Origin of the sequence: Allomuricauda sp. d1 (genome assembly GCF_039592695.1) — a bacterium.
Taxonomy (GTDB): Bacteria; Bacteroidota; Bacteroidia; order Flavobacteriales; family Flavobacteriaceae; genus Flagellimonas_A.
The window spans coordinates 128,753-150,092 of record NZ_JBBUTK010000001.1 but is presented as its reverse complement, the minus strand read 5'-3'; the positions used below and the strand labels follow the sequence as shown (position 1 = coordinate 150,092).

General features: G+C 43.1%; 17 protein-coding genes. 8 read left to right on the top strand and 9 right to left on the bottom strand.

The features are described from left to right. Positions 1–56: 56 nt before the first annotated feature. Positions 57–191: a hypothetical protein gene (locus AAAH86_RS00715; RefSeq protein WP_343485573.1), complete on the top strand. Its 135-nt coding sequence runs from the start codon at positions 57–59 to the stop codon at positions 189–191. Positions 192–211: 20 nt separating this feature from the next. On the opposite strand, the gene AAAH86_RS00710 is transcribed toward AAAH86_RS00715, so the two are convergent. The 3 genes from AAAH86_RS00710 to AAAH86_RS00700 all read right to left on the bottom strand — a co-directional run bounded on the left by AAAH86_RS00710 (position 212) and on the right by AAAH86_RS00700 (position 4,445). Continuing rightward, a complete protein-coding gene (locus AAAH86_RS00710) occupies positions 212–1,093 on the bottom strand; it encodes a tetrahydrofolate dehydrogenase/cyclohydrolase catalytic domain-containing protein (protein ID WP_343485572.1) in 882 nt (293 codons plus the stop codon). A 36-nt stretch (positions 1,094–1,129) separates the two neighbouring features. Then, positions 1,130–2,458 (bottom strand): signal recognition particle protein, encoded by a 1,329-nt coding sequence (gene ffh / locus AAAH86_RS00705; RefSeq protein ID WP_343485571.1) that lies wholly within the window; start codon positions 2,456–2,458, stop codon positions 1,130–1,132. Between the two features lie 220 nt (positions 2,459–2,678). Next, positions 2,679–4,445 (bottom strand): hypothetical protein, encoded by a 1,767-nt coding sequence (locus AAAH86_RS00700; RefSeq protein WP_343485570.1) that lies wholly within the window; start codon positions 4,443–4,445, stop codon positions 2,679–2,681. A 120-nt stretch (positions 4,446–4,565) separates the two neighbouring features. On the opposite strand from AAAH86_RS00700, the gene AAAH86_RS00695 reads away from it, so the two are divergent. The 3 genes from AAAH86_RS00695 (at position 4,566) to AAAH86_RS00685 (ending at position 8,625) form a co-directional block, all read left to right on the top strand. Then, positions 4,566–5,066, top strand: a complete 501-nt coding sequence (locus AAAH86_RS00695; RefSeq protein ID WP_343485569.1) for an RNA polymerase sigma factor — start codon at positions 4,566–4,568, stop codon at positions 5,064–5,066. Between the two features lie 108 nt (positions 5,067–5,174). Continuing rightward, on the top strand, positions 5,175–6,086 hold the full coding sequence (locus AAAH86_RS00690; RefSeq protein WP_343485568.1) for a FecR family protein: 912 nt from the start codon (positions 5,175–5,177) through the stop codon (positions 6,084–6,086). A 19-nt stretch (positions 6,087–6,105) separates the two neighbouring features. Then, positions 6,106–8,625: a carboxypeptidase-like regulatory domain-containing protein gene (locus AAAH86_RS00685; protein ID WP_343485567.1), complete on the top strand. Its 2,520-nt coding sequence runs from the start codon at positions 6,106–6,108 to the stop codon at positions 8,623–8,625. A gap of 23 nt (positions 8,626–8,648) precedes the next feature. On the opposite strand, the gene AAAH86_RS00680 is transcribed toward AAAH86_RS00685, so the two are convergent. Together AAAH86_RS00680 and argS are read right to left on the bottom strand one after the other, a co-directional pair. Then, entirely contained in the window at positions 8,649–10,838 is a 2,190-nt protein-coding gene (locus AAAH86_RS00680; RefSeq protein WP_343485566.1) for an amino acid permease, read from the bottom strand. A 71-nt stretch (positions 10,839–10,909) separates the two neighbouring features. Then, positions 10,910–12,688, bottom strand: a complete 1,779-nt coding sequence (gene argS / locus AAAH86_RS00675) for an arginine--tRNA ligase (RefSeq protein WP_343485565.1) — start codon at positions 12,686–12,688, stop codon at positions 10,910–10,912. A 94-nt stretch (positions 12,689–12,782) separates the two neighbouring features. On the opposite strand from argS, the gene AAAH86_RS00670 reads away from it, so the two are divergent. The 4 genes from AAAH86_RS00670 (at position 12,783) to AAAH86_RS00655 (ending at position 16,739) form a co-directional block, all read left to right on the top strand. After that, complete coding sequence (locus tag AAAH86_RS00670; protein ID WP_343485564.1) at positions 12,783–13,136, top strand: VOC family protein; 354 nt, start codon at positions 12,783–12,785, stop codon at positions 13,134–13,136. A 1-nt stretch (position 13,137) separates the two neighbouring features. Further along, positions 13,138–13,563, top strand: a complete 426-nt coding sequence (locus AAAH86_RS00665) for a hypothetical protein (RefSeq protein WP_343485563.1) — start codon at positions 13,138–13,140, stop codon at positions 13,561–13,563. 152 nt (positions 13,564–13,715) lie between these two features. Continuing rightward, positions 13,716–15,140, top strand: coding sequence for an SDR family oxidoreductase (locus AAAH86_RS00660; RefSeq protein ID WP_343485562.1), 1,425 nt, complete (start codon positions 13,716–13,718; stop codon positions 15,138–15,140). A gap of 105 nt (positions 15,141–15,245) precedes the next feature. After that, positions 15,246–16,739 carry a carboxypeptidase-like regulatory domain-containing protein gene (locus AAAH86_RS00655; protein ID WP_343485561.1) on the top strand — a complete coding sequence of 498 codons (1,494 nt, stop codon included), beginning with the start codon at positions 15,246–15,248 and terminating at the stop codon, positions 16,737–16,739. Between the two features lie 13 nt (positions 16,740–16,752). On the opposite strand, the gene AAAH86_RS00650 is transcribed toward AAAH86_RS00655, so the two are convergent. The 4 genes from AAAH86_RS00650 to AAAH86_RS00635 form a co-directional block, all read right to left on the bottom strand. After that, positions 16,753–17,874, bottom strand: a complete 1,122-nt coding sequence (locus AAAH86_RS00650) for a hypothetical protein (RefSeq protein ID WP_343485560.1) — start codon at positions 17,872–17,874, stop codon at positions 16,753–16,755. A gap of 111 nt (positions 17,875–17,985) precedes the next feature. Then, entirely contained in the window at positions 17,986–18,939 is a 954-nt protein-coding gene (locus AAAH86_RS00645) for an arginine deiminase-related protein (protein WP_343485559.1), read from the bottom strand. A 39-nt stretch (positions 18,940–18,978) separates the two neighbouring features. Continuing rightward, positions 18,979–19,893, bottom strand: a complete 915-nt coding sequence (locus AAAH86_RS00640) for an arginine deiminase family protein (protein ID WP_343485558.1) — start codon at positions 19,891–19,893, stop codon at positions 18,979–18,981. Between the two features lie 69 nt (positions 19,894–19,962). Continuing rightward, positions 19,963–21,246, bottom strand: coding sequence for a citrate synthase (locus AAAH86_RS00635; protein ID WP_343485557.1), 1,284 nt, complete (start codon positions 21,244–21,246; stop codon positions 19,963–19,965). Between the last annotated feature and the right edge of the window lie 94 nt (positions 21,247–21,340).

Sequence of the window (21,340 nt, the reverse complement as noted above, 5' to 3'; positions counted from 1 at the left end):
GAAAATGGATGCTCTTGCGTTATATATCATGATTGATATCCCTAAATCTATTGACTATGAGACTTTTGCGTTTATCCCTATTGGTACTTTCACTATCGTTATCTTTCTATGGTTGTACCAATGACGAAGGTGATGAAGATATAGACGTCATTACGCCTGCTGATGAAGAAGAAACTGTGCAACTATCTTGATAAAAATATCTGAAGGAAGTCTATCGCATTTGATGGCGCTCTCTTGCTAAAAGTGTATTTTTCAATAACATGGCAATGGTCATGGGGCCTACCCCACCGGGTACAGGGGTGATAAAGGATGCCTTTTTGCTCACATTTTTAAAATCGACATCCCCCGTGATGTAATATCCTTTTTCTTTAGTGTCGTCTGATACACGGGTAATGCCCACATCGATAATGACCACATCATCTTTGACCATCTCCGCCTTTAAAAAACCGGGCTTCCCCAATGCGGAAATAATGATATCTGCCTGGGTCGTTATCTGACTGATATTTTTGGTTCGGCTATGTGTCAATGTTACCGTAGAATTGCCAGGAAAACCCTTTCTGCCCATTAAAATACTCATTGGGCGGCCCACAATATGGCTTCTACCGATGACAACGGTATGCTTGCCTTGGGTTTCAACACCGTAACGCTCTAACAGCTCTAAGATACCGAAGGGTGTCGCAGGTATGAACGTGCTCATATCCAACGCCATTTTGCCGAAGTTGGTGGGGTGAAAGCCATCAACATCTTTGTCGGGATGCACGGCCATCAACACTTCTTGGGTGTCGATTTGTTCAGGTAAGGGCAGTTGAACTATAAATCCATCAATATCATCGTCATTGTTGAGTTCATGTATTTTCTTCAAGAGTTCTTGCTCTGAGGTTGTACTGGGCATTCGCACAAGGGTCGATTCAAAGCCCACCCTTTCACAAGCCCGTACCTTACTGCCGACATAGGTAAGGCTAGCACCGTCATTACCGACAATGATTGCGGCCAAATGCGGTACCTTTTCGCCCTTTTCACGCATTTTTGCCACTTCTGCAGCAATTTCTTCCTTGATTTGGTTGGATATTTTTCGTCCGTCTAAAATTTCCATAGGTTGGTTTTAGGTATAAACTACTGACGACTAAAATCAGCGCATGTTTTGCATCATCTGCATCATTTTTTTGCCCCCGCCCCCTTGCATCATCTTCATCATCTTGCTCATTTGGTTGAACTGTTTCAACAACTGGTTCACATCTTGAACAGACCTGCCACTACCTGCTGCAATTCGTTTTTTGCGGCTTGAATTTAATTTGGATGGATTTGCCCGTTCATCTGGTGTCATCGAATAAATCATGGCCTCAATGTGCATAAAGGCATTATCGTCGACATCAATGTCTTTCAATGCCTTGCCCATACCGGGAATCATGCCCATCAAATCTTTCATATTGCCCATCTTTTTGATTTGATGGATTTGGGAAAGGAAATCATCAAACCCAAAACGGTTCTTGGCAATCTTTTTCTGGATTTTGCGGGCTTGTTCTTCATCAAACTGTTCTTGGGCACGCTCGACCAAAGAGACCACATCGCCCATGCCCAAAATACGATCTGCCATTCGGGAAGGATAGAACACATCAATGGCTTCCATCTTTTCGCCCGTACCGATAAACTTTATGGGCTTGTCAACGACCGATTTGATAGAAATTGCCGCACCGCCCCGAGTGTCACCATCCAACTTGGTCAAAATGACCCCATCAAAGTTGAGTACATCGTTAAAGGCCTTGGCCGTGTTTACGGCATCTTGACCCGTCATGGCATCGACCACGAAAAGCGTTTCTTGCGGATTGATGGCCTTATGGATGTTTGAAATTTCATCCATCATCTGCTGATCAACGGCCAAACGACCGGCGGTATCGATGATGACCACATTGCAGCCCTGCTTCTTAGCATGGTCAATACCCGCTTTGGCGATGGCAACCGGGTCACTGTTGCTCTTATCAGAATATACCTCTACCCCAACTTGTTCGCCGACAATATGCAATTGGTCAATCGCCGCAGGGCGATACACATCACAGGCCACCAACAATGGTTTCTTGGTCTTTTTGTTTTTGAGATAATTGGCCAATTTGCCTGAAAAAGTGGTTTTACCTGAACCCTGAAGACCCGACATCAATATGATTGATGGGTTGCCTGTGAGATCAACATCCTCTTCAGACCCACCCATCAACTCGGTCAGCTCATCTTTGACGATTTTGACCATCAATTGGCCCGGTTGAAGGGTCGTCAATACATTTTGCCCAAGGGCCTTTTCTTTGACCCTGTTGGTGAACTCTTTGGCTATTTTGAAATTGACATCGGCATCAAGCAATGCACGGCGGACTTCCTTGACCGTTTCCGCAACATTGATTTCAGTGATTTTTCCATGGCCCTTTAGATTATGAAGGGCTTTATCGAGCTTTTCACTTAAATTATCAAACATCGGCTTACCTCATTTTTGAAGAAGCACAAAGTTAAGAATTACCTGTGGATTAAGAGTTTGGTAATGGCATAAAAAGGATTCCCACATTCACAGATGAACTTCATGGAACCATAAAAAAAGATTCCCGCCTTTGCGGGAATGACAACAAATCGGTTTTAAAAAAGAAAAGGACGGTTTTGGGGCAAACCGTCCTTTTCATAAAGATGTGGGGCAAAAAAGTTTACACTTTCTTCTCGAATACCAATGTTTTACTGTTGATATTCTCATCCTCATAAATCAATTCTATTCTGTCTGAAGTCACCTCGCCGATATACCATGCTTCAGTCAAGTCACCAAAGGTGTCATCATCGCCAAGATTCAGGTAAAACTTCAGCTCATTGTCTTTATTACGGATTACTCTCCAAAGTCCGGCTGCAATTGGGTCGTCGTTGACGGAAACCTCTACTTGGTGGAACATGGAGAAACCAAAGTCCATTCCAGCATAATCAGCGGTTTCATCCATACCTTCATCCATCAGTGAAGCAACATTCCAAAGTCCGCCCAGCATGATATTCCTGATTTCAGCAACATCTTCATCACCTGCATTATCATCGCAAACACGTTGCAATACCAGCTCATAATCTACTTCTTCGACCTCAAATTTCAATCGTGCATTATCGAGGTCACGCAAGGGCCAGTCAAAGCTTACTGCGCCTTCGGCACCAATGCTGATCAACAACGATGGAATGTTCTCATCGTTAAGACCAACTTCCCAAGTACCCTCAGAAGTAGTGATACCGTCACTTAGCGTAACCACGCCATCAGCCATGAACTTGAATTCAAATCCGAGCAACCTATCGATTTCCTCACCTTGATTTTCGACCTTCTTGATAATCCACTCACACTCTTTTAAAATCTCCCTTAATGTATCTGGATTGGAATCGCCGTCATCATCATCTTCGCAAAGCTGCTTCATGATAATTTTATTGCCTCCTTCAGCAGAAAGCTTGATTTTATGGTCACCTACTTCATAGACCAACCATTCTAAGTTGAAATCGACCAACGTATCAAAGGCCAAGGTCAATAGTGGACCTCTATCAGTGAACCGAACACTCCACTCACCATTCAATACATTACCTTCTCTGTCTTTTACAGTTACAGATCCATCTTCAGAAAAGGTCATCAAGTACTCTAGATACTGATCTGTTTGGTCAACATCGTCGCGAACAACCTCACGTACCAACCATGGACACTCGGTCAAGCAAAAATCAAAACGCTCTTCATCGAAATCATCATCGTTGAAATCATTGTCATCGTCTTCATCACACTCATCTTTAGCTGTCTCAAGGGCCATTGCCAATTCAGCATTACTATCGACCACAATTTCAGAACCGTCATATTTCTTCAAGGTCACCGGATAATCGATACTGATCAGGTCATTTTCGCCCAAACCGGCAAAAAACCGTCGCAACTCTTTGTCACTGTTTACAGTTACTGTGCCTGTTTGCTGCTCGTTTACATCAAAAGTGAACAAGGTGAGCGGGTAGACAAAATCAATGCATTCGATATCGTCGTCATCACCACCTTCACGGCATTCAGCGGCCAACTCTCTAAGCTGTTCCGTACTTTCAATCACAATTTCGGTGAAATCACCAAGGGTAATGGTGATAGGGAAAAGAAAATCTAGAATATCTTCATCGTCATCAAACTCATCAAAAATCTCTTCAATCAAGTGAAGGTCTTCTTTAGAATCGATGGTAATCTGAATTCCCCCCACCTCAACGGTATAAGGAAAATTAACTGCAAAACAGCTGGCCCCATCAACGATATTGTCGAAAGAACCGTCATTGGTAGAGGTGTTTTCAATCAATTTCGCAGTGGTTGAACCCGCCACAAGCGTTTCTTGATCGTCACCGCCAATTTCTTCAAATTCTTCTTGGCACGAGGTAAAACTCAATGCCACGATAAATAGGCTTAGGAATAATAGATTGTTAATCAACTTTTTCATAACGATTTGGACTTTTTCATTGTTAGTACACCCCTAAAACAATTGTTCTGTTAAATACCCTACCCGATTTTTAATTTTTTTTGAAATATCTTTAACAAACCAATCACACAGCAGCCACAAATGGATAATGTTTGCGAAGAGCAGGTCTTTAGCTCGGTGTTCGAAACCAATTCAAAAACGATATTCAACTACATATATTATAAATTCGGCAATGAAGAGAAAGCCCATGATGCTGTGCAGGAGGCATTTGTAAAATTGTGGGAGAACTGTGCAAAGGTCACCCCAGAAAAAGCAAAGTCGTATTTATATACGGTGGCGAACAATCTTTATCTGAATGTCATTAAGGCCGAAAAAGTACGCTTGAAATATGCCGATCGGCATTCAAATACGACCACAAACGAATCACCAGAATTTGTTTTGGAGGAAAAACAGTTTCAACAAAAGTTGGATGATGCCCTGAACAGCCTCCCCGAAAACCAGCGTACCACTTTTTTATTGAATCGTATCGATGGAAAAAAATATGCGGAGATTGCCGAAATGGAAGGAGTCAGTGTGAAAGCGATTGAAAAACGGATGCATTTGGCACTGAAATCATTGCGTGAAAAGATTGATGGAATCTAGAAAATACCAAATTTCAAGCACCAAATTCCAAACAGGTATTGGAATTTTCGAAAAGAAAGTAGGGTTTTTTAAAAGTAAGTTGTTTCAACTGTGTAAAGCATAGAAATCATGCAAGAGAATTATTTGGCAAAATGGCTCAACAACGAACTCTCTGAAGAAGAGTTGGCGGCTTTCAAAAAGTCTGCCGAATACGCATCGTACCAGAGAATTCTTGAGGCTTCCAATAAGTTGGAGGCTCCAGAGTTCAATGCTGAACAGGCATGGGCGAGCCTAAAAGAGCGAACTTCGAAAGAAGAGACAAAAGTCGTTCCTTTGCGACCGTTCAAACAATTCTTGCGTGTGGCCGCTGTCGTTGCCGTCATGCTTGCCGGATCGTATTTTTATTTGAATTCGTTAGATGAATCGTTCAGTACCGATTTGGCAGAACGTACTGAAATCATGCTTCCCGATAATTCTGAGGTGGTTTTGAACGCCGATTCCAAAGTATCTTTCAGTGAAAAGAAATGGAACAAAGAACGAAAAGTATCCCTTGAAGGTGAGGCTTTCTTTAAGGTGGCCAAAGGGAAAAAATTCACGGTATCCACAGAAAATGGCTATGTGACCGTTTTGGGCACCCAGTTTAATGTTGAAAACCGAAACGGATTTTTCGAGGTGACCTGTTACGAAGGTCTGGTCAGTGTTTCCTATCAAAATATTGAGAAAAAGCTACCTGCAGGCACTTCATTTGCCGCCATTGACGGTAAAGTTCAAAACTCTGATAAAGTCGCTACCGTGAAGCCATCTTGGATGGCCAATGAAAGTACCTTTAAAAGTATTCCATTGAAATACGTGCTCGCCGAGTTCGAGAGACAATTTGATGTTGAGGTCAACACCGAAAATGTCGACACTGAACAACTATTTACGGGTACCTTCAGCAACACCGACATCAATTTAGCGTTAGAAAGTATAAGTGCTCCTTCCCAAATTCGTTATACCTTAGGGAATGATAACGTGCTTTTCTATGCTGAGAACGCTCCGTAGTCACTTACTTACAGTTTGGGTGGGACTGATCTTTGTTTTTCTCCCTACCAATCTGTACCCCCAAGATTCAGCCCAAAAATCCCTCAAAACGTACCTCATCGAGCTCGAAAACGAGTTCAATGTCAAGTTTTCGTATGTGGATGAAGACTTGGAAGGAGTCACTATCATCATGCCAGACGATGCCTCTTTAGATGATATTCTAGCGGTGTTGGAAGCCCAGACCCAAATCAAGATTCAAAAACTGAACGAACGATACTACGCGCTTGCCAAAAAAAGTTTGGTCAATGTCTGCGGTAAAGTGTTGGACAATTTTGCCGAAAACAATATTCCCGGTGCCACTGTGGAAATTCTGGACGGCGATGTAGCCCTGGTCACCGATATTTATGGACATTTTCAGCTCAATCAGGTGCCCCGAAACGCTGCGCTGAAAATTCGCTTTTTGGGCTATGTCACCAAATATGTTCCCATAGAAACATTGCTCGAAAAAGGAGGCTGCCCTGAAATTTTGCTTGCACAGAACTATGAACAGCTAGAAGAAGTCGTGGTCTATGAATTTCTTGCCCAGGGCATCATCAAGGAAACCGATGCCAGCATCACCTTAAACACTGGTGAACTGGGTATTTTACCTGGCCTCATTGAACCTGATGTTTTGCAGACCGTACAGGCCCTGCCGGGCATCAAGAGCATCGATGAAACAGTTTCTGACATCAATGTGCGAGGTGGCACCAATGACCAGAACCTTATTTTATGGAACGGCATTAAAATGTATCAGTCCGGGCACTTTTTTGGGTTGATTTCAGCTTTTAATCCCTATTTGACCGATAATGTATCCATCTATAAAAATGGCACCCCCGCTCGATATGGAGACGGGGTGAGCAGTGTTATCAGCATGTGGACGAAAAACGATATCGATGGCGACTTTTTTGGCGGTGGCGGCTTTAATCTTATCAGCGGCGATGTGTATGGGCAGGTGCCCATAAATGACCGTTGGGCCTTTCAATTGTCGGCACGTCGTTCCACGACTGATTTTCTGGACACACCCATTTACGACAGTTTTGAAGATCGGGCATTTCAAGACAGTGAAGTGACCAATCAACAAAATCAATCGGTCGACCGAGAGTTTGACCGTGATATCACGTTTTTTTTCTATGATTTTTCTGGAAAGCTGCTGTATGATATCAACGACGACCATAAAATACGATTGAGTTTTATAGGAATCGATAACGATTTATTGTTCACCGAGAGGAATAGGGAAACCGATGCCATTACCCAAAGTTTGCTTGACCAAACCAATATTTCAGTGGGGCTACAATCACAAAACCAGTGGACCAGCAGGTTTTCATCAAATCTGAACGTCTATTTCTCAAGGTATAACTTGGATGCCGAAAGTGTCTCCACAGACCAGCGCCAAGTGTTGTTTCAGCGCAATACCGTTGATGAGCGTGCTGCGAAACTCCACACTACATTTGATGTGTCGGATACTTTTCAATGGAACAACGGCTTTCAGTATATCGAAACAGGGATAACAAATTTTTCTGATGTAACTAGGCCTCCATTCAACAGTAAAATAATAGAAGTCATTCGAAATTATGCTCCCTATTCAGAAGTTTCATACCGCTCGTTCGAAGATAAATTTATTGCCACGGCAGGGGTTCGGGCCAACTACATCAACAATCTTGGCACCTTCTCAAAACTGCTGTTCGAACCACGATTGAACATCAATTTCAAATTGGCCAATTATGTACGAGCAGAAGCATTGGGCGAGTTCAAAAGTCAGTATACCAATCAGGTCATTGATTTGGAGCAGAATTTTTTGGGGGTTGAAAAACGCCGGTGGACACTCTCAAACGATGCCGAACTACCGATTACGACCAGCAAACAAGGTTCTGTTGGACTCAATTATGCTAAAAACGCCTTGTATATCGGTTTGGAGGGTTTTTACAAAGAAGTCGAGGGCATCAGCACGAGCACCCAAGGCTTTGAAAACGAGAACCAGTTCAATGGTGAGATAGGTAGCTATAGGGTAAAAGGACTGGAATTCCTCATCAACCAAAAAGGGGATAATTACAGCATGTGGCTGAGCTACACCTACAATAAAAATGACTATACCTTTGAGGATATTGACCCCAGCACTTTTCCGAACAATCTGGATGTACGGCATGCCGTCACTTTGGCAAGCACTTATAATATTCGTAACCTGAAACTGGGTATCGGCATCAATTACAGAACGGGCAAACCCTATACCGAACCCGATGATGATAATCCGTTGGACACTTTGGCTTTTCCACTTGAAATCAATTACCAAGAACCCAATAGCAGTCGTTTGCCAGAGTACTTCAGGGCAGATGCCTCGGCCACCTATAGCTTTCAATTCAATCGCCGTATCAAGGCCAACGCAGGGGTGTCATTGTTGAATCTGACCAACCGAAAGAACGTGCTGAACCGTTATTATCGGGTATCTGATGCTGATGAAATCGAACAGGTCGATAATATTTCTTTAGGGCTAACGCCCAATGTGAATTTTCGGGTTAGTTTCTAGGTCAGTAATTTCACACTGAAAAACTAGGCCAAAATACTTTCGTGCCCTGAATCTTTCACAAAAAGGCAGGAACTGTTGGTCTTGTCGATCATTTCTTTGACGAATTCGACCTTAAAATTCTCATCCATCCCAAAAATGTTCAAATCGGCCCGAGGGACAGCCTGAACGATTTCCCTGAAATTACCCACATATACTTCTATAAAGGTCTCGGGCAATCTGGCAAGGCTTATCAAAGATTTCAAAAAATTGTTTGCATTTTCCTCTTCCTCGGCATTAGAGATTACTGTAATGATACGAATACGGGCATCCCAATTCTTTTTTAATTTATAGGCAATTAAAGTAGATAGATCAAGACTGCCTATGTCCCAACCAAGCTCCCAATTGCCTCTTCTATCGCTTACCCAAACATTGATTAAATTCCGTTGCCCCAATAAGGCAGTCGGGTGTGCTGAAAATAAAAGCACTCCTATTTCCAGACGTATGCATTCTTTGATTACCGGTCTAATTTCGGTTTCATAATCATCGTGTTGCTGCAAGTTCAGAAATACGATATTTGGCCTAAAAAAAGCACCGCGCAAGGCCTGATTACCATAATTCACTCCCTTCGCAAAATCATCAGTGTGAATGACGGTCCATGATGAAAACACTCCCTTAAGGCGAAAAGATTCTGAAAGCGAGGTCAGTTCATTCACAAACGCATTGTTCTCGGTAGATGCTATGCCCAATAAATTGATTGAACCCTTGGGCGCAGCAATATTCCGTAGAAACTGAAAATTGCCCTTCGCGCCGTTGATGTCCCTAACGGGTACCATAAGATTGGGTTTCCAGGCCCGTTGTTGCATACTTTTCATACCCCAGGTATGCTTGGCAGCCCACTCGGCGAATGACACGAATAAGCCTGAACGTACATCTTCAAAAGGGGTTTCCAAGTTTTGCCGTGACAGAAACCAATACACGACAAAAACAATGACGATAGAAACCAAACTGATGGTCGGATTGATGATGAACATTGCCAAGACGGAGGAAAACAACCCTATCCAAGGAATCCATTTGTTCACCTTGAAAATAGGACGATAACTGATCAACCCCAATCGCTGTTCAATGATGACCACAATATTGATCATTGCATAGGTTATCAAGAAAAACAGGGTCACCAAAGGGGCCACGGCATTAAGCTCTCGAAGCAACATCGTTGCGAAAATCATAATCCCCGTGACCAACATGGCATTTCTGGGTTGCCCATTGGCACTCTGCCCTGAAAGGAATTTTGAATAGGGCAACACTTTGTGTTCGCCCATCGCAAATAGTATTCGAGACGATCCGACAATGGAAGCCAAGGCCGATGAAAATGTAGCACCTAGAATACCGGCAATCACAAGTGGTCCAAAATATGATTTGTCAATGATGATGTTGTAGTTTGAAATCAGTTCTTCCTCAGAGGCAGAGCGTGCCAACCAATAGGCTAAAAGCATATAAATAACAAAACTTACCCCGATGGCCCATAAAGTTCCTTGCGGGATGCTTTTTTTGGGATTCTTCAATTCACCCGACATATTGGCCCCCGCCATTATGCCCGTCGCTGCTGGAAAAAACACGGCAAATACTATCCAAAAACTGCTGCCGCTAAAATTATTCTCTGGCGACCCTTTAAAAGTACCCCATCTAAGAGCATCTTCTGTTGGAAGGTACATGGATCCGTGGTACGCTGCCAATACAATGGAAATCAACGACAGTATGATGACCACCATAATAAAAAACTGTGTTTTGATGGCCAGATCAGCACTGATATAGGCAATGGTAATCAGTATCGCAAAGGTTATGATATCGACCAAAAAAGGATCATGGCCGGGAAATATGCCCAACCATCCCTCCCTAAAACCAAAAATATACATGGTTACAGCCAACCCCTGCGATATATATCGGGGTATTCCGAGACTTCCGCCAACCTCGAGACCCAGTGCCTGCGATATGATGGCATAGGCTCCCCCTGCCCCGATACGTATGTTTGTGGTGATCGCCGACATTGAAAGCGCCGTACACAAGGTTATCAGAAAAGATATGATGATAATAAGCCATGCCCCCAGCAGACCGGCATTGCCAACGACCCAGCCCATTCGCAAATACATGATGACCCCTAAAATGGTCAGCAAGGTCGGTGTGAACACACCGCCAAAGGTTCCGAATTTCTTGAGTATTGACTCTTGAGCCTGCATCGTTATTGTAGAATGGTTGCTACAATATAGATGATTTGCAGCATTGTACAATGCTGCTATATTATCTTAGGCTACATCCTTTCAGGTACATCAATACCAAACAACCGAAACGCATCGCGAATCACCTCACCCACTTTTTTGGAGAGGAGAACCCGAAAGTTTCGTTTGGTTTTATCTTCCTCACCCAAAATGGACACTTGTTGGTAGAACGAATTGAATTCCTTGACCAAATCATAGACGTAATTGGCAATCAAAGCTGGACTATAATTCTCGGCAGCCAATTGCACCGTTTCAGGAAATAATTGGATTTGTTTTAACAACTCTTTTTCTTTTTGATGCAATCCTATCGAGGTTTCGACTGCGCTCAACCTGACATTATTGGCTTTTCGCAAAATGGATTGAATCCGCGCATAGGTGTATTGTATGAATGGCCCCGTATTGCCCTGAAAATCCACAGACTCTTCGGGATTGAAAAGAATACGTTTTTTGGGGTCTACTTTTAAGATGTAATATTTTAACGCTCCCAGCCCAATGGTTCGGTAGAGTTGTTGTTTTTCTTCTTTGGAATAGCCTTCCAATTTACCCAATTCTTGAGAAATTTCAGCGGCAGTCTCTTCCATGTTACTGATAAGATCATCGGCATCGACCACTGTACCCTCCCTACTTTTCATTTTGCCGGAAGGCAAATCAACCATGCCATAACTCAAATGGTACAATTTTTCAGCCCATGAATACCCTAATTTTTTAAGGATGAGAAACAGCACCTTAAAATGGTAGTCCTGCTCATTGCCCACCGTGTAGACCATACCGTTGATATCGGGAAAATCATTGACCCGTTGTATGGCCGTACCGATATCTTGGGTCATGTACACCGCGGTGCCATCGGCCCGAAGCACAATTTTTTCATCCAATCCTTCATCGGTCAGATCAATCCAAACGCTACCGTCCCCTTTTTTGTAGAACACGCCTTTTTGGAGTCCATCTTCGACCACCTCACGGCCCAGCAAATAGGTGTCACTTTCGTAATACAGTTTGTCAAAATCAACGCCCAAGTTTTTATAGGTGGTGTCGAAACCTTCATACACCCAACCGTTCATGTTTTTCCAAAGGGCAACGGTTTCAGGGTCGCCAGCTTCCCATTTTCGAAGCATTTCTTGGGCTTCCACCAATAATGGAGCTTCCTTCTCAGCAGTTTTTCTGTCGATGCCCTCTGAAACCAGATTTTCTACTTGCGCTTTATAGGCTTTATCAAATTCCACATAATACTTTCCCACCAAATGGTCGCCTTTCAATCCCGATGATTCAGGAGTCTCTCCCTCTCCAAATAGCTGCCAGGCCAACATACTTTTACAGATATGGATGCCACGGTCATTGATGATTTGCGTTTTGTACACTTTATGTCCTGCCGCTTTCAAAATTTCCGCTACGGAATACCCCAACAGATTGTTTCTGATATGCCCCAAATGCAACGGTTTGTTGGTGTTGGGCGAAGAATATTCGACCATGATGGCATCTTTCGAATTCGGTTCTTGATAGCCAAAATTTTGTTTGCCATGGATGGAATTGAAAAAATCGAGATAATAGCTATCTGCCACCACGAGGTTCAAAAAGCCCTTGACCACGTTGAATTTGCCAACCTCAGCCACATTGGTCTGAAGAAAGTCCCCGATTTGGGTACCGATTTCCACGGGGTTGCCCTTCACCACCTTCAGCATCGGAAAAACGACCACGGTGACATCACCCTCAAAATCCTTGCGAGTGGGCTGAAACTCCGCAGTTGGTAAATCTGCGCTATAAATAGATTTTACGGCTTCTTTTACTTTTTCTTCCAGAATCTTTTGCAACTCCATTAAAATGCCATTTTCAAGGGGCAAAACTACGTTTTTATGACAAGATTAAGAACCCGAATACGCCTGTAATCTTATTTTTAAGCAAAAGTATTCGATGGAACATTTACAACGTGCCGTACCTGTTTTGGCATCTCTCGATATCTTTAAAACGGTAGCTTTTTACCAGCAGAAAATGGGATTTGATAAAGTGGGTTGGAAAGATGAAAACTATGCTGTCATTGGCCGTGATAAGGTGGATGTGCATTTTTGGAAATGCAATAACAAAATCTTTCCTGAGAACACAAGCTGCTATATTCATGTAGAAGATGTGGACGGACTCTATGAAGAAATGAAAGCAAGCGGTGTTGTGCACCCAAACGGACCTTTGAAAGACCAACCTTGGGGTATGCGAGAATTTGCCGTTTTGGACAGTGACGGGAACATGATTAAATTCGGACAAAGTCTTTGAAATGCTATTGAACGTCTCTTATAACGACAAAAAAGTCAAAGAAAAGATAGAAACCGAAGTCGGCAAACCCTTCACGCTGAAAGAACGTATCAAAATGGGAGGTATAGGCTCTCCGCGAATGGTCATCACCGAAGCAAGCGTTGAAATACGCAACCTACTGATATTGGACAACAACAGGGATTATTGCAACATTGAAATGCGCCCAAAGGGCATTATCGTGGGCTTTCGCTCACTGTTGGAATCGTACGCATTGATAATCCCCTACTACAAACTCACCATTTATAAAGGTGATATGGCGATCTATTCTGTCTACAGAGACCAGTATTTCATCAAGGTATTGTCAGACACCAAAGCGGTTCAGAAATTCTTTAAAAAATTATTGGGCTATAAAGCGGATAATTCGCCTACTTCCATTGAGGATTTATAGAATTAGATGTTTGAAGTTAGACACAAGATATGAGACAGTTTTTAAGTGGATACAAAGCTTCCTATAAAACATTTAATCATAATGAGTTACAACAAAACTTGATTTTACACTTATCATCTCATGTCTAACATCTCGATTCTTACATCTAAAAAATGAAAATCCTTCTCACGGGCGCCAATGGCTATATAGGTATGCGTTTGCTGCAAAAGTTGCTTGAACTCAAGCACGAGGTAGTCTGTGCAGTTCGTGATGCCAACCGACTTTCCATCGATAAGGAGACCAAGCAAAAGGTAACGATCATCGAAATTGACTTTCTGGAGGAGTTGGATGAAAATCCCATCCCCAAAGACATTGATGCCGCTTACTACCTGATACACTCCATGAGTTCCTCGACTTCAGATTTTGATGAGAAGGAAGCCAAAGCGGCCAAAAAATTTAACCGATACATCAAAAACACGACTGTTGAACAGGTGATTTATTTGAGCGGCATTGTCAACAATGAGGAGCTATCCAAACACCTTTCCTCACGAAAAAAAGTAGAGGAAATTCTTTACGAAGGTGATTTTCATTTGACTGTGCTTCGAGCTGGTATCATTGTAGGTTCGGGAAGTTCCTCTTTTGAAATCATCCGTGACCTCTGTGAAAAATTGCCCGTAATGATCACCCCAAAATGGGTGCTCACCAAAACCCAGCCCATTGCCATTCGTGACGTGATTGCCTTTTTGACCGGGGTTTTGGGCAACGAAGAAACATACGACCAGTCATTTGACATTGGAGGCCCTGATGTGCTCACTTACAAAGATATGCTACACAAATATGCCAAAGTGCGCGGTTTTAAAAACTGGATTTTCACCGTACCCGTGATGACGCCCAAGCTTTCTTCGTACTGGCTCTATTTTGTTACCTCAACTTCCTATAAATTGGCCATGAACTTGGTAGACAGTATGAAAACAGAGGTCATCGCCAAAGACAATCGCCTACAGCAATTGCTGGACATCAAGCCCCATACCTACGAGCAGGCTATTGATATGGCCTTTAAAAAAATCGAGCAGAACTTGGTCGTCAGCAGTTGGAAGGATAGCATTGCCAGCGGTCAAGTCAAAGAAGATTTGGAAAAGTATATACAAGTGCCCAAATATGGCGTACTCAAAGATATGCAGTCTGTCAAGGTCGATGACAAAGAAAAAACGCTGGAAAACATTTGGCGCATTGGTGGTGAAACTGGCTGGTACTATGGCAGTTGGCTTTGGAAAATCCGTGGATTCTTGGACAAGTTAAATGGTGGCCCGGGATTGCGTCGCGGTAGAACACATCCTGATAAAATCTTTCCGGGCGACGCCCTCGATTTTTGGCGCGTGCTGTTGGCCGACCGCAAGGCGAGTCGATTGCTGCTGTTTGCTGAGATGCGGTTGCCCGGCGAAGCTTGGTTAGAGTTTAAAATCGATGATGATAATGTACTTCACCAAATTGCCACTTTTCGACCCAAAGGCTTGAAGGGTCGGCTGTATTGGTACAGCGTATTGCCTTTTCATTATTTTATTTTCAACGGAATGATCAAAAACATCTCCAACACCTAACTTTTGATAATACTTTGAAACAATCTTTAGAAAAATTCGTCTCAACATAAAGCAACCTTCATGTAAGAAAAACAGTCTTTACATAAGAGCCTTCAATTCTAAAAAATGAGACACCATTCATTATTTCAGTTTGTATTTGTTTTGATTTCCTGTAGTTGTCTATCTGCACAGACCTATTCTTCACGTTTAATCGATGCCAAGAGCAAAAAAGGTATCCCTTACGCCACGGTGCAGTATGACGAAAATCAAGGCGTCATCACCAATGAAGAGGGTCGATTCAGTTTTATTTTGGATGGAGAGCAGGTTTTAGACAGTATTTATATCTCAAGCATGGGCTATGAAAAAACAGGTTTTACTTTGACGCAGCTTCAAGACAGCATCGTTCTGCTCAAACCCAAGGCCATCAAATTGAGTGGGGTCTATGTGTTTGACGAAGAACTTGACGTGGATGAAATCATCGAACGTATGAAAGACCGACTTCCGCAAAACGTGAACAACCAACCTATTAAACAACGCTATTTTCTTAGGCAATCCGTCTTTGGGAATGTTGAAAAAGTGGACTTGGGGTTTGAAAAGTCCTCCATCAAAGAATTGAACAAAGCGTTGATTGACAGTATCGGGCGGGCCATTCCCCGTAATTCATACCACTATACGGAAGTTTTGGGCGATTTCTACAAAATCGACAACGCCTACAAGGTAAATGTGCTCAAAGCTGCGGAACTTTACGATAAAAATGATGTCAGCTCCATTGAGGATTTGGGGCAGCGTATGGAAAAAATTTTCAAGGCCAACGTGAAACCGGATTCCTACCTAAAAATCAAATCGGGCATTTTCAGTCAAAAAATACAGGTGGATTCTCTTTTGGATGAAGTGGATGAGGAAGCTGCTGAAACCGTGGAGAAAGAAATACAGAAAGACACCGTTTCTGGGGTCGTCGATGGACAAAAACACATGTTTGACGAGATTTTACAAGAGGTGTTTTATCAAGAGGACAGTAAATTGGACCTCATCAAAAAAACCCGAAAGTATGAATTTGAACTGTTCGGGTACACCGATATAGACGATGCGGGGGTTTATGTGATTGACTTCAAACCCAAAGGCGGGGCTGACTTCAAAGGTCGATTGTACATCAACATTGAAGATTATGCCGTGATGCGGATTGACTTTGAAAACCAAGAAAACTTGCGCAATTTTCGCTTGTTGGGCATTTACTATCGCGAAACCCTCTACAAGGGCACCATGCAATTTGCGAAACTACCCAATGGACGATATGATATCAAATTCATGGATTTCAGTTTTGGCCGTTGGTTTCGAATGGACAGACCTTTGGATGTCATTGAAAAGAACAAAAACGTAAAAGGGCGTAGAAAGCAAAACGAGCTACGATTGAACATTGACTTTCAAATGGCGAACACCAACAAATGGGAACTGGTTGTCTTTGAAAACGAGTTGATCTCACAAAATACCTTTGAAAATTTTAAAGAGGACAAAAGCACTGAAGCCACCTATATGCCCCGTTACAATCCTGAGTTTTGGGCGGGCTACAACATCATGGAGCCCAATCAGGCGATACGTGAGTTCACGGTTGATGAAGAATAAAAAGACAGCAATATCATTCCCTCTTTAGGGCTTTCCACTCCAACCACTTGATGTGTGCAGGGCGTTTGTTTCCTTGCCCATCCAGAAGTCCGTTGTCGCGCCATATTTTGAAGATATCTGGCGGATTTGGGGTGTTGTCATACAGCATATCGTAATCACGGTACACAAACCAAAGTACAAACTCGGCTTCCAGATTGTTGGCATGTTCAAAGAGTTTATCCATGTATCCCGTTTGCCATTCTTCGGTACCCTTGACGTTGATTCCCAGATTCTCGATGACCATATCTTCGGCACAAAAGCCCGTCTCTGAGATGGCCATGGGTTTTGAAACATCCAAATTCCTAAACTCTAAAAGCCAATCATCGGCAAACAAGTCAGGATTGGCATCCCTGGTAACATCCCCATAAAATAAAAAAGGATAGGTGCTGATGGCAATATAATCGGAATACTCAAGCAACATCGAAGTGGTTTCCAACAGCTCTGCCCTTGAGTTGTTGAACGACTGATCCTGTACCGTCAAAAATATCGGCAAATTGGGGTAATCAGCTTTTAATATGGCGTAGACCGTATCGGCCAAGGTTAAAAACTGTGCGAAAGCCGTATCGTCTTTTTGGAATGTGGCATTGGTTTCGATTCCGTAGGCAAAATAATCGGGTTGTACCTCATTGATGATGCGACGGCAATAGTTGACATAGGCCGTGACCACATCTGGGTCGTCGAACGTCTTGTCTTGCCAAGCCACGGGCAAGGGTTGATGGGTGCCATCATTGTTCCAGTACATTGCCAAATTTTCTCGGGTCTGGTCATTGGGGGTGGCTGTCAAAACAATTTTGGTATTTGGATTCAACCCAGTCTTGGTGGCATCCAAGGTGTTCTGTACTTCTTCAGGAAAAGGCAAATCATTGAGCGCTTCATTCCAAGGCACACCATGGTCCAAATGGCTCAAAAAGATGTCACCGTCGGCGATTACGTTCTGATACGTTTCTTGTTGGGCCGCTACACTGTTATCATAAGGAAAAGCTGTAAAACCCATGGAAAAAGTACGGGTCTCAATAGCTGAACTAGGATTGGAAGCGTCATCTTTTGAACAAGACACCAGTGCTATCAGCAATAGCAACAAATACTTGATTCTCATCAAATTGCCCTTTGGGCAATAACGCTGTATCAGGCACTGATATTGTTATGCTTTGGCAAAAACACCCTTCCCTCTGGCTCCCCCACAGGGGAAGAAAAATAAATTAGAGACTTATTCCCCTCCTTTGGTGGGGTTAGGGGAGGCTGGTAAAAACACCTCGGCCATCATACACCGTGCAGAACCACCACCACAGGTTTCAATGGTATCCAACGGACTATGGATGATGTCACAATGCTTCTTTATGGCAGCAATCTGATCCTCTCGAAGGCTCTTGTAGGCTTGTGAGCTCATCACCATAAAGCGTTGGTCGTTGGCTCCGATGACCTGCAACATGTTTCCTGCAAAAGCATGCATTTGCGCCTCTGTGATATCAATGATTTCACGGCCATCCTTTTTGATGTGCTTTACCACATTTTGTCGTTCTTTTTTATCGTCGATAGCGTTCAAACAGATGACCACAAAGGTCTCGGCCATGGCCATCATCACATTCGTATGGTAAATGGGCAAGCGTTCTCCGTTTACGGTTTGGTTCGCGGTGAAGATGACGGGAAAGCAATCAAAATCCTCACAAAACTCGATGAACAAATTCTCATCGGCACGTTCTGAAAGGGCACAATAGGCCTTTTGGTTGACCCGGTCTTTTAAAATACTGCCCGTTGCCTCTAAAAAAACATTGTCTTTTTCAGCAGCCGTATAATCAATCACATTGTCTATGCGAAAACCGTGCTCTTCCAAAATGTCAAAGATATCTTCCCTACGTTCTCTGCGTCGGTTTTCGGCAAACATCGGGTAAACAGCTACCGTGCCACTGGAGTGAAATGAGACCCAATTGTTCGGAAAGATGGAATCAGGGGTATCTTGCTCCTTATTGTCATCGACCACGATCACATTGATTCCGTGGCTTCGTAGCGTTTCCACAAATTGGTCAAACTCCTGCTGTGCCTTGGCATTGATTTCTTGGTTTTGAATGTCAATGTCTTCTTGAAAATAATTGTTTACCGCAGTTTGTTCGTTCATACGAAAAGCCACGGGCCTTATCATCAATATGTTGTTCGTTATTTGCATAGGCCTCTCCCTAGCCCTCTCCAAAGGAGAGGGGACTTTTTATTTTCTTATTAGTGGTAAAGTACTGCAACGAAGAAGTCCCTCTTGCTTGGCAATCTCAGCATAGGGAATTTCTTCAACTATAAAACCTTGGCTTCGTAACCAATCATTTAATCGTGTAAAGCTTTGTTCTGAAACCACCACCTCAGGCGATATGGAAAACACATTGCTGAACATTTGGTACATCTCGTCTTTGGAGATTTCAAAGATGTTTTCCTTGCCAAAGAAATTGACCAGCCACTGGTATTCCTCTTCCACTAAAAATCCGTTTTTATGCAAGATGGCCTTGTCTTTGCCAACCGGTTGAAAACAACAATCTAGATGCAGCGCGTTTTCCTTGGCGTTGGTATTTGATTTTCTGAGTTCAAAGGCCTTGACTTTCTTGTTTGGAAACTGCTCCTGAAGAAATTCAACCGCTTCCCTATTTGTTCTGGCTGTGATGTAATCGGGATAGTCATCACCGGTATAGGTACCCACAAAAATATAATCGTGCCACGGCATGACATCACCCCCTTCGACATGCACTTCTTCAGGTGGCCTGATGATTTTTTCAGGCTCGATTTGCTCGAGGACATGCTGTATGGCTTCATATTCTTTTTCCCTATCGGGAAGGATGTTGGCGTGAAACAGTTTATCTTCTATCACAAAAGCGATATCCCTAGAAAAAATCTGGTTGCAATCTTCCAAAACCAATGGACGAAATACCTCAACATCATGCTTCTTTAATACTTGCGAAAAAGCATCCATTTCTTTGGCCATATCTTTTTCTTTCGGATAGGTGCCCGCCAAAATATGCTCTAACGACTTTGGATCGTAGGCTTCTTCAGGTTTTGGTACGGGGCCACAGCTTTCTGCTGTGCCGAGCACTACGGCCTTTAAAGGTGAGGTCTCATCCTTGACATTAAGTTTCAGCATAATGATGAAGTCAGGTATTAAAAAAGTCCGTCGAAGATAACGGACTTTTCTGTGTTGTACTATATTTTTTTAGCGCTTCTTCAATGGCTTGAACTTACGATGGTTTTCACCGATGTACACTTGTCTTGGTCTGCCGATGGGCTCTTTTCGTAAGCGCATCTCCCGCCATTGGGCAATCCAACCGGGTAGACGGCCCAAAGCAAACATGACCGTGAACATATCAACGGGTATGCCCATTGCGCGATAGATGATGCCCGAATAAAAATCTACATTCGGATATAATTTTCGCTTTACAAAATATTCATCTTCCAACGCCTCTTTCTCCAATCCTTTGGCAATATCCAAAATGGAATCTTCGATGCCAAGATCGCCCAAAACCTCATCTGCAGATTTCTTAATAATCTTGGCCCTTGGGTCAAAGTTTTTATAGACCCTGTGCCCAAAGCCCATCAACCTGAAAGGGTCGTTCTTGTCTTTGGCCTTGGCCATATATTTTTTTGTGTCACCACCATCTTCTTCAATAGCTTGCAACATTTCAAGCACAGCTTGGTTGGCCCCACCATGCAATGGCCCCCAAAGTGCTGAAATACCGGCTGAAAGTGATGCAAATAGCCCCGCATGTGAAGAACCAACAATCCGCACAGTCGATGTGGAACAGTTTTGCTCATGGTCAGCATGCAGAATCAACAATTTATCCAGAGCATCAATAACAATCCTGTTTTTCTCGTATTCTTTGTTCGGTCTTTTGAACATCATCTTGTGGATGTTCTCTACATACCCCAACGAATCATCACCATAATCGAGTGGAAGGCCCATTTTTTTGCGCATCGTCCAAGCGACGAGTACGGGAAATTTTGCTAAAATGCGCACAATCGAATTGTACATGGCCTCTTCAGAGGAGACATCCACAGAAGAAGGGTTGAAGGCCACCAATGCGCTGGTCAATGACGAGAGTACCCCCATGGGGTGTGCTGACTTTGGAAATCCATCCAAAATCTTTTTCATCTCTTCATCTACATGCGACTCTGCCTTGATGTCGTGGTCAAACTTATCAAGTTGCTCTTTAGTGGGCAACTCGCCAAAAATCAACAGATAGGCCACTTCAAGAAAATCTGCTTTTTCGGCCAAATCCTCGATGGCATACCCACGATACCTAAGAATTCCCTTTTCCCCATCCAAAAAAGTGATGGCACTTTCGCAAGAGCCCGTGTTTTTGTAGCCCGGGTCTAACGTGACCAAACCTGAACTTGCCCTCAAGGTTTTGATGTCAATTGCCAATTCGTCTTCAGTGCCCTTCACCACAGGAAATTCATATTTTTTTCCGTCGAATTCAAGTATCGCTTTATCTGTCATATTGTATATAGGATGATGTTAATTTTGGAACGTTAAAATTACGAAAAAGCAAGGGCTTTAACAATTTCAAGAACCCTTTTAGAATATTATTAAC

Excerpts from the sequence above, each read along its gene's own strand:
- ffh (WP_343485571.1), bottom strand. The coding sequence starts at position 2,458 with ATGTTTGATAATTTAAGTGAAAAGCTCGATAAAGCCCTTCATAATCTA.
- argS (WP_343485565.1), bottom strand. The coding sequence starts at position 12,688 with ATGGAGTTGCAAAAGATTCTGGAAGAAAAAGTAAAAGAAGCCGTAAAA.
- AAAH86_RS00640 (WP_343485558.1), bottom strand. The coding sequence starts at position 19,893 with ATGCTGAAACTTAATGTCAAGGATGAGACCTCACCTTTAAAGGCCGTA.
- AAAH86_RS00660 (WP_343485562.1), top strand. The coding sequence starts at position 13,716 with ATGAAAATCCTTCTCACGGGCGCCAATGGCTATATAGGTATGCGTTTG.
- AAAH86_RS00635 (WP_343485557.1), bottom strand. The coding sequence starts at position 21,246 with ATGACAGATAAAGCGATACTTGAATTCGACGGAAAAAAATATGAATTT.
- AAAH86_RS00670 (WP_343485564.1), top strand. The coding sequence starts at position 12,783 with ATGGAACATTTACAACGTGCCGTACCTGTTTTGGCATCTCTCGATATC.
- AAAH86_RS00715 (WP_343485573.1), top strand. The coding sequence starts at position 57 with ATGAGACTTTTGCGTTTATCCCTATTGGTACTTTCACTATCGTTATCT.
- AAAH86_RS00690 (WP_343485568.1), top strand. The coding sequence starts at position 5,175 with ATGCAAGAGAATTATTTGGCAAAATGGCTCAACAACGAACTCTCTGAA.
- AAAH86_RS00710 (WP_343485572.1), bottom strand. The coding sequence starts at position 1,093 with ATGGAAATTTTAGACGGACGAAAAATATCCAACCAAATCAAGGAAGAA.
- AAAH86_RS00650 (WP_343485560.1), bottom strand. The coding sequence starts at position 17,874 with ATGAGAATCAAGTATTTGTTGCTATTGCTGATAGCACTGGTGTCTTGT.
- AAAH86_RS00700 (WP_343485570.1), bottom strand. The coding sequence starts at position 4,445 with ATGAAAAAGTTGATTAACAATCTATTATTCCTAAGCCTATTTATCGTG.
- AAAH86_RS00680 (WP_343485566.1), bottom strand. The coding sequence starts at position 10,838 with ATGCAGGCTCAAGAGTCAATACTCAAGAAATTCGGAACCTTTGGCGGT.
- AAAH86_RS00665 (WP_343485563.1), top strand. The coding sequence starts at position 13,138 with ATGCTATTGAACGTCTCTTATAACGACAAAAAAGTCAAAGAAAAGATA.
- AAAH86_RS00695 (WP_343485569.1), top strand. The coding sequence starts at position 4,566 with ATGGATAATGTTTGCGAAGAGCAGGTCTTTAGCTCGGTGTTCGAAACC.
- AAAH86_RS00655 (WP_343485561.1), top strand. The coding sequence starts at position 15,246 with ATGAGACACCATTCATTATTTCAGTTTGTATTTGTTTTGATTTCCTGT.
- AAAH86_RS00645 (WP_343485559.1), bottom strand. The coding sequence starts at position 18,939 with ATGCAAATAACGAACAACATATTGATGATAAGGCCCGTGGCTTTTCGT.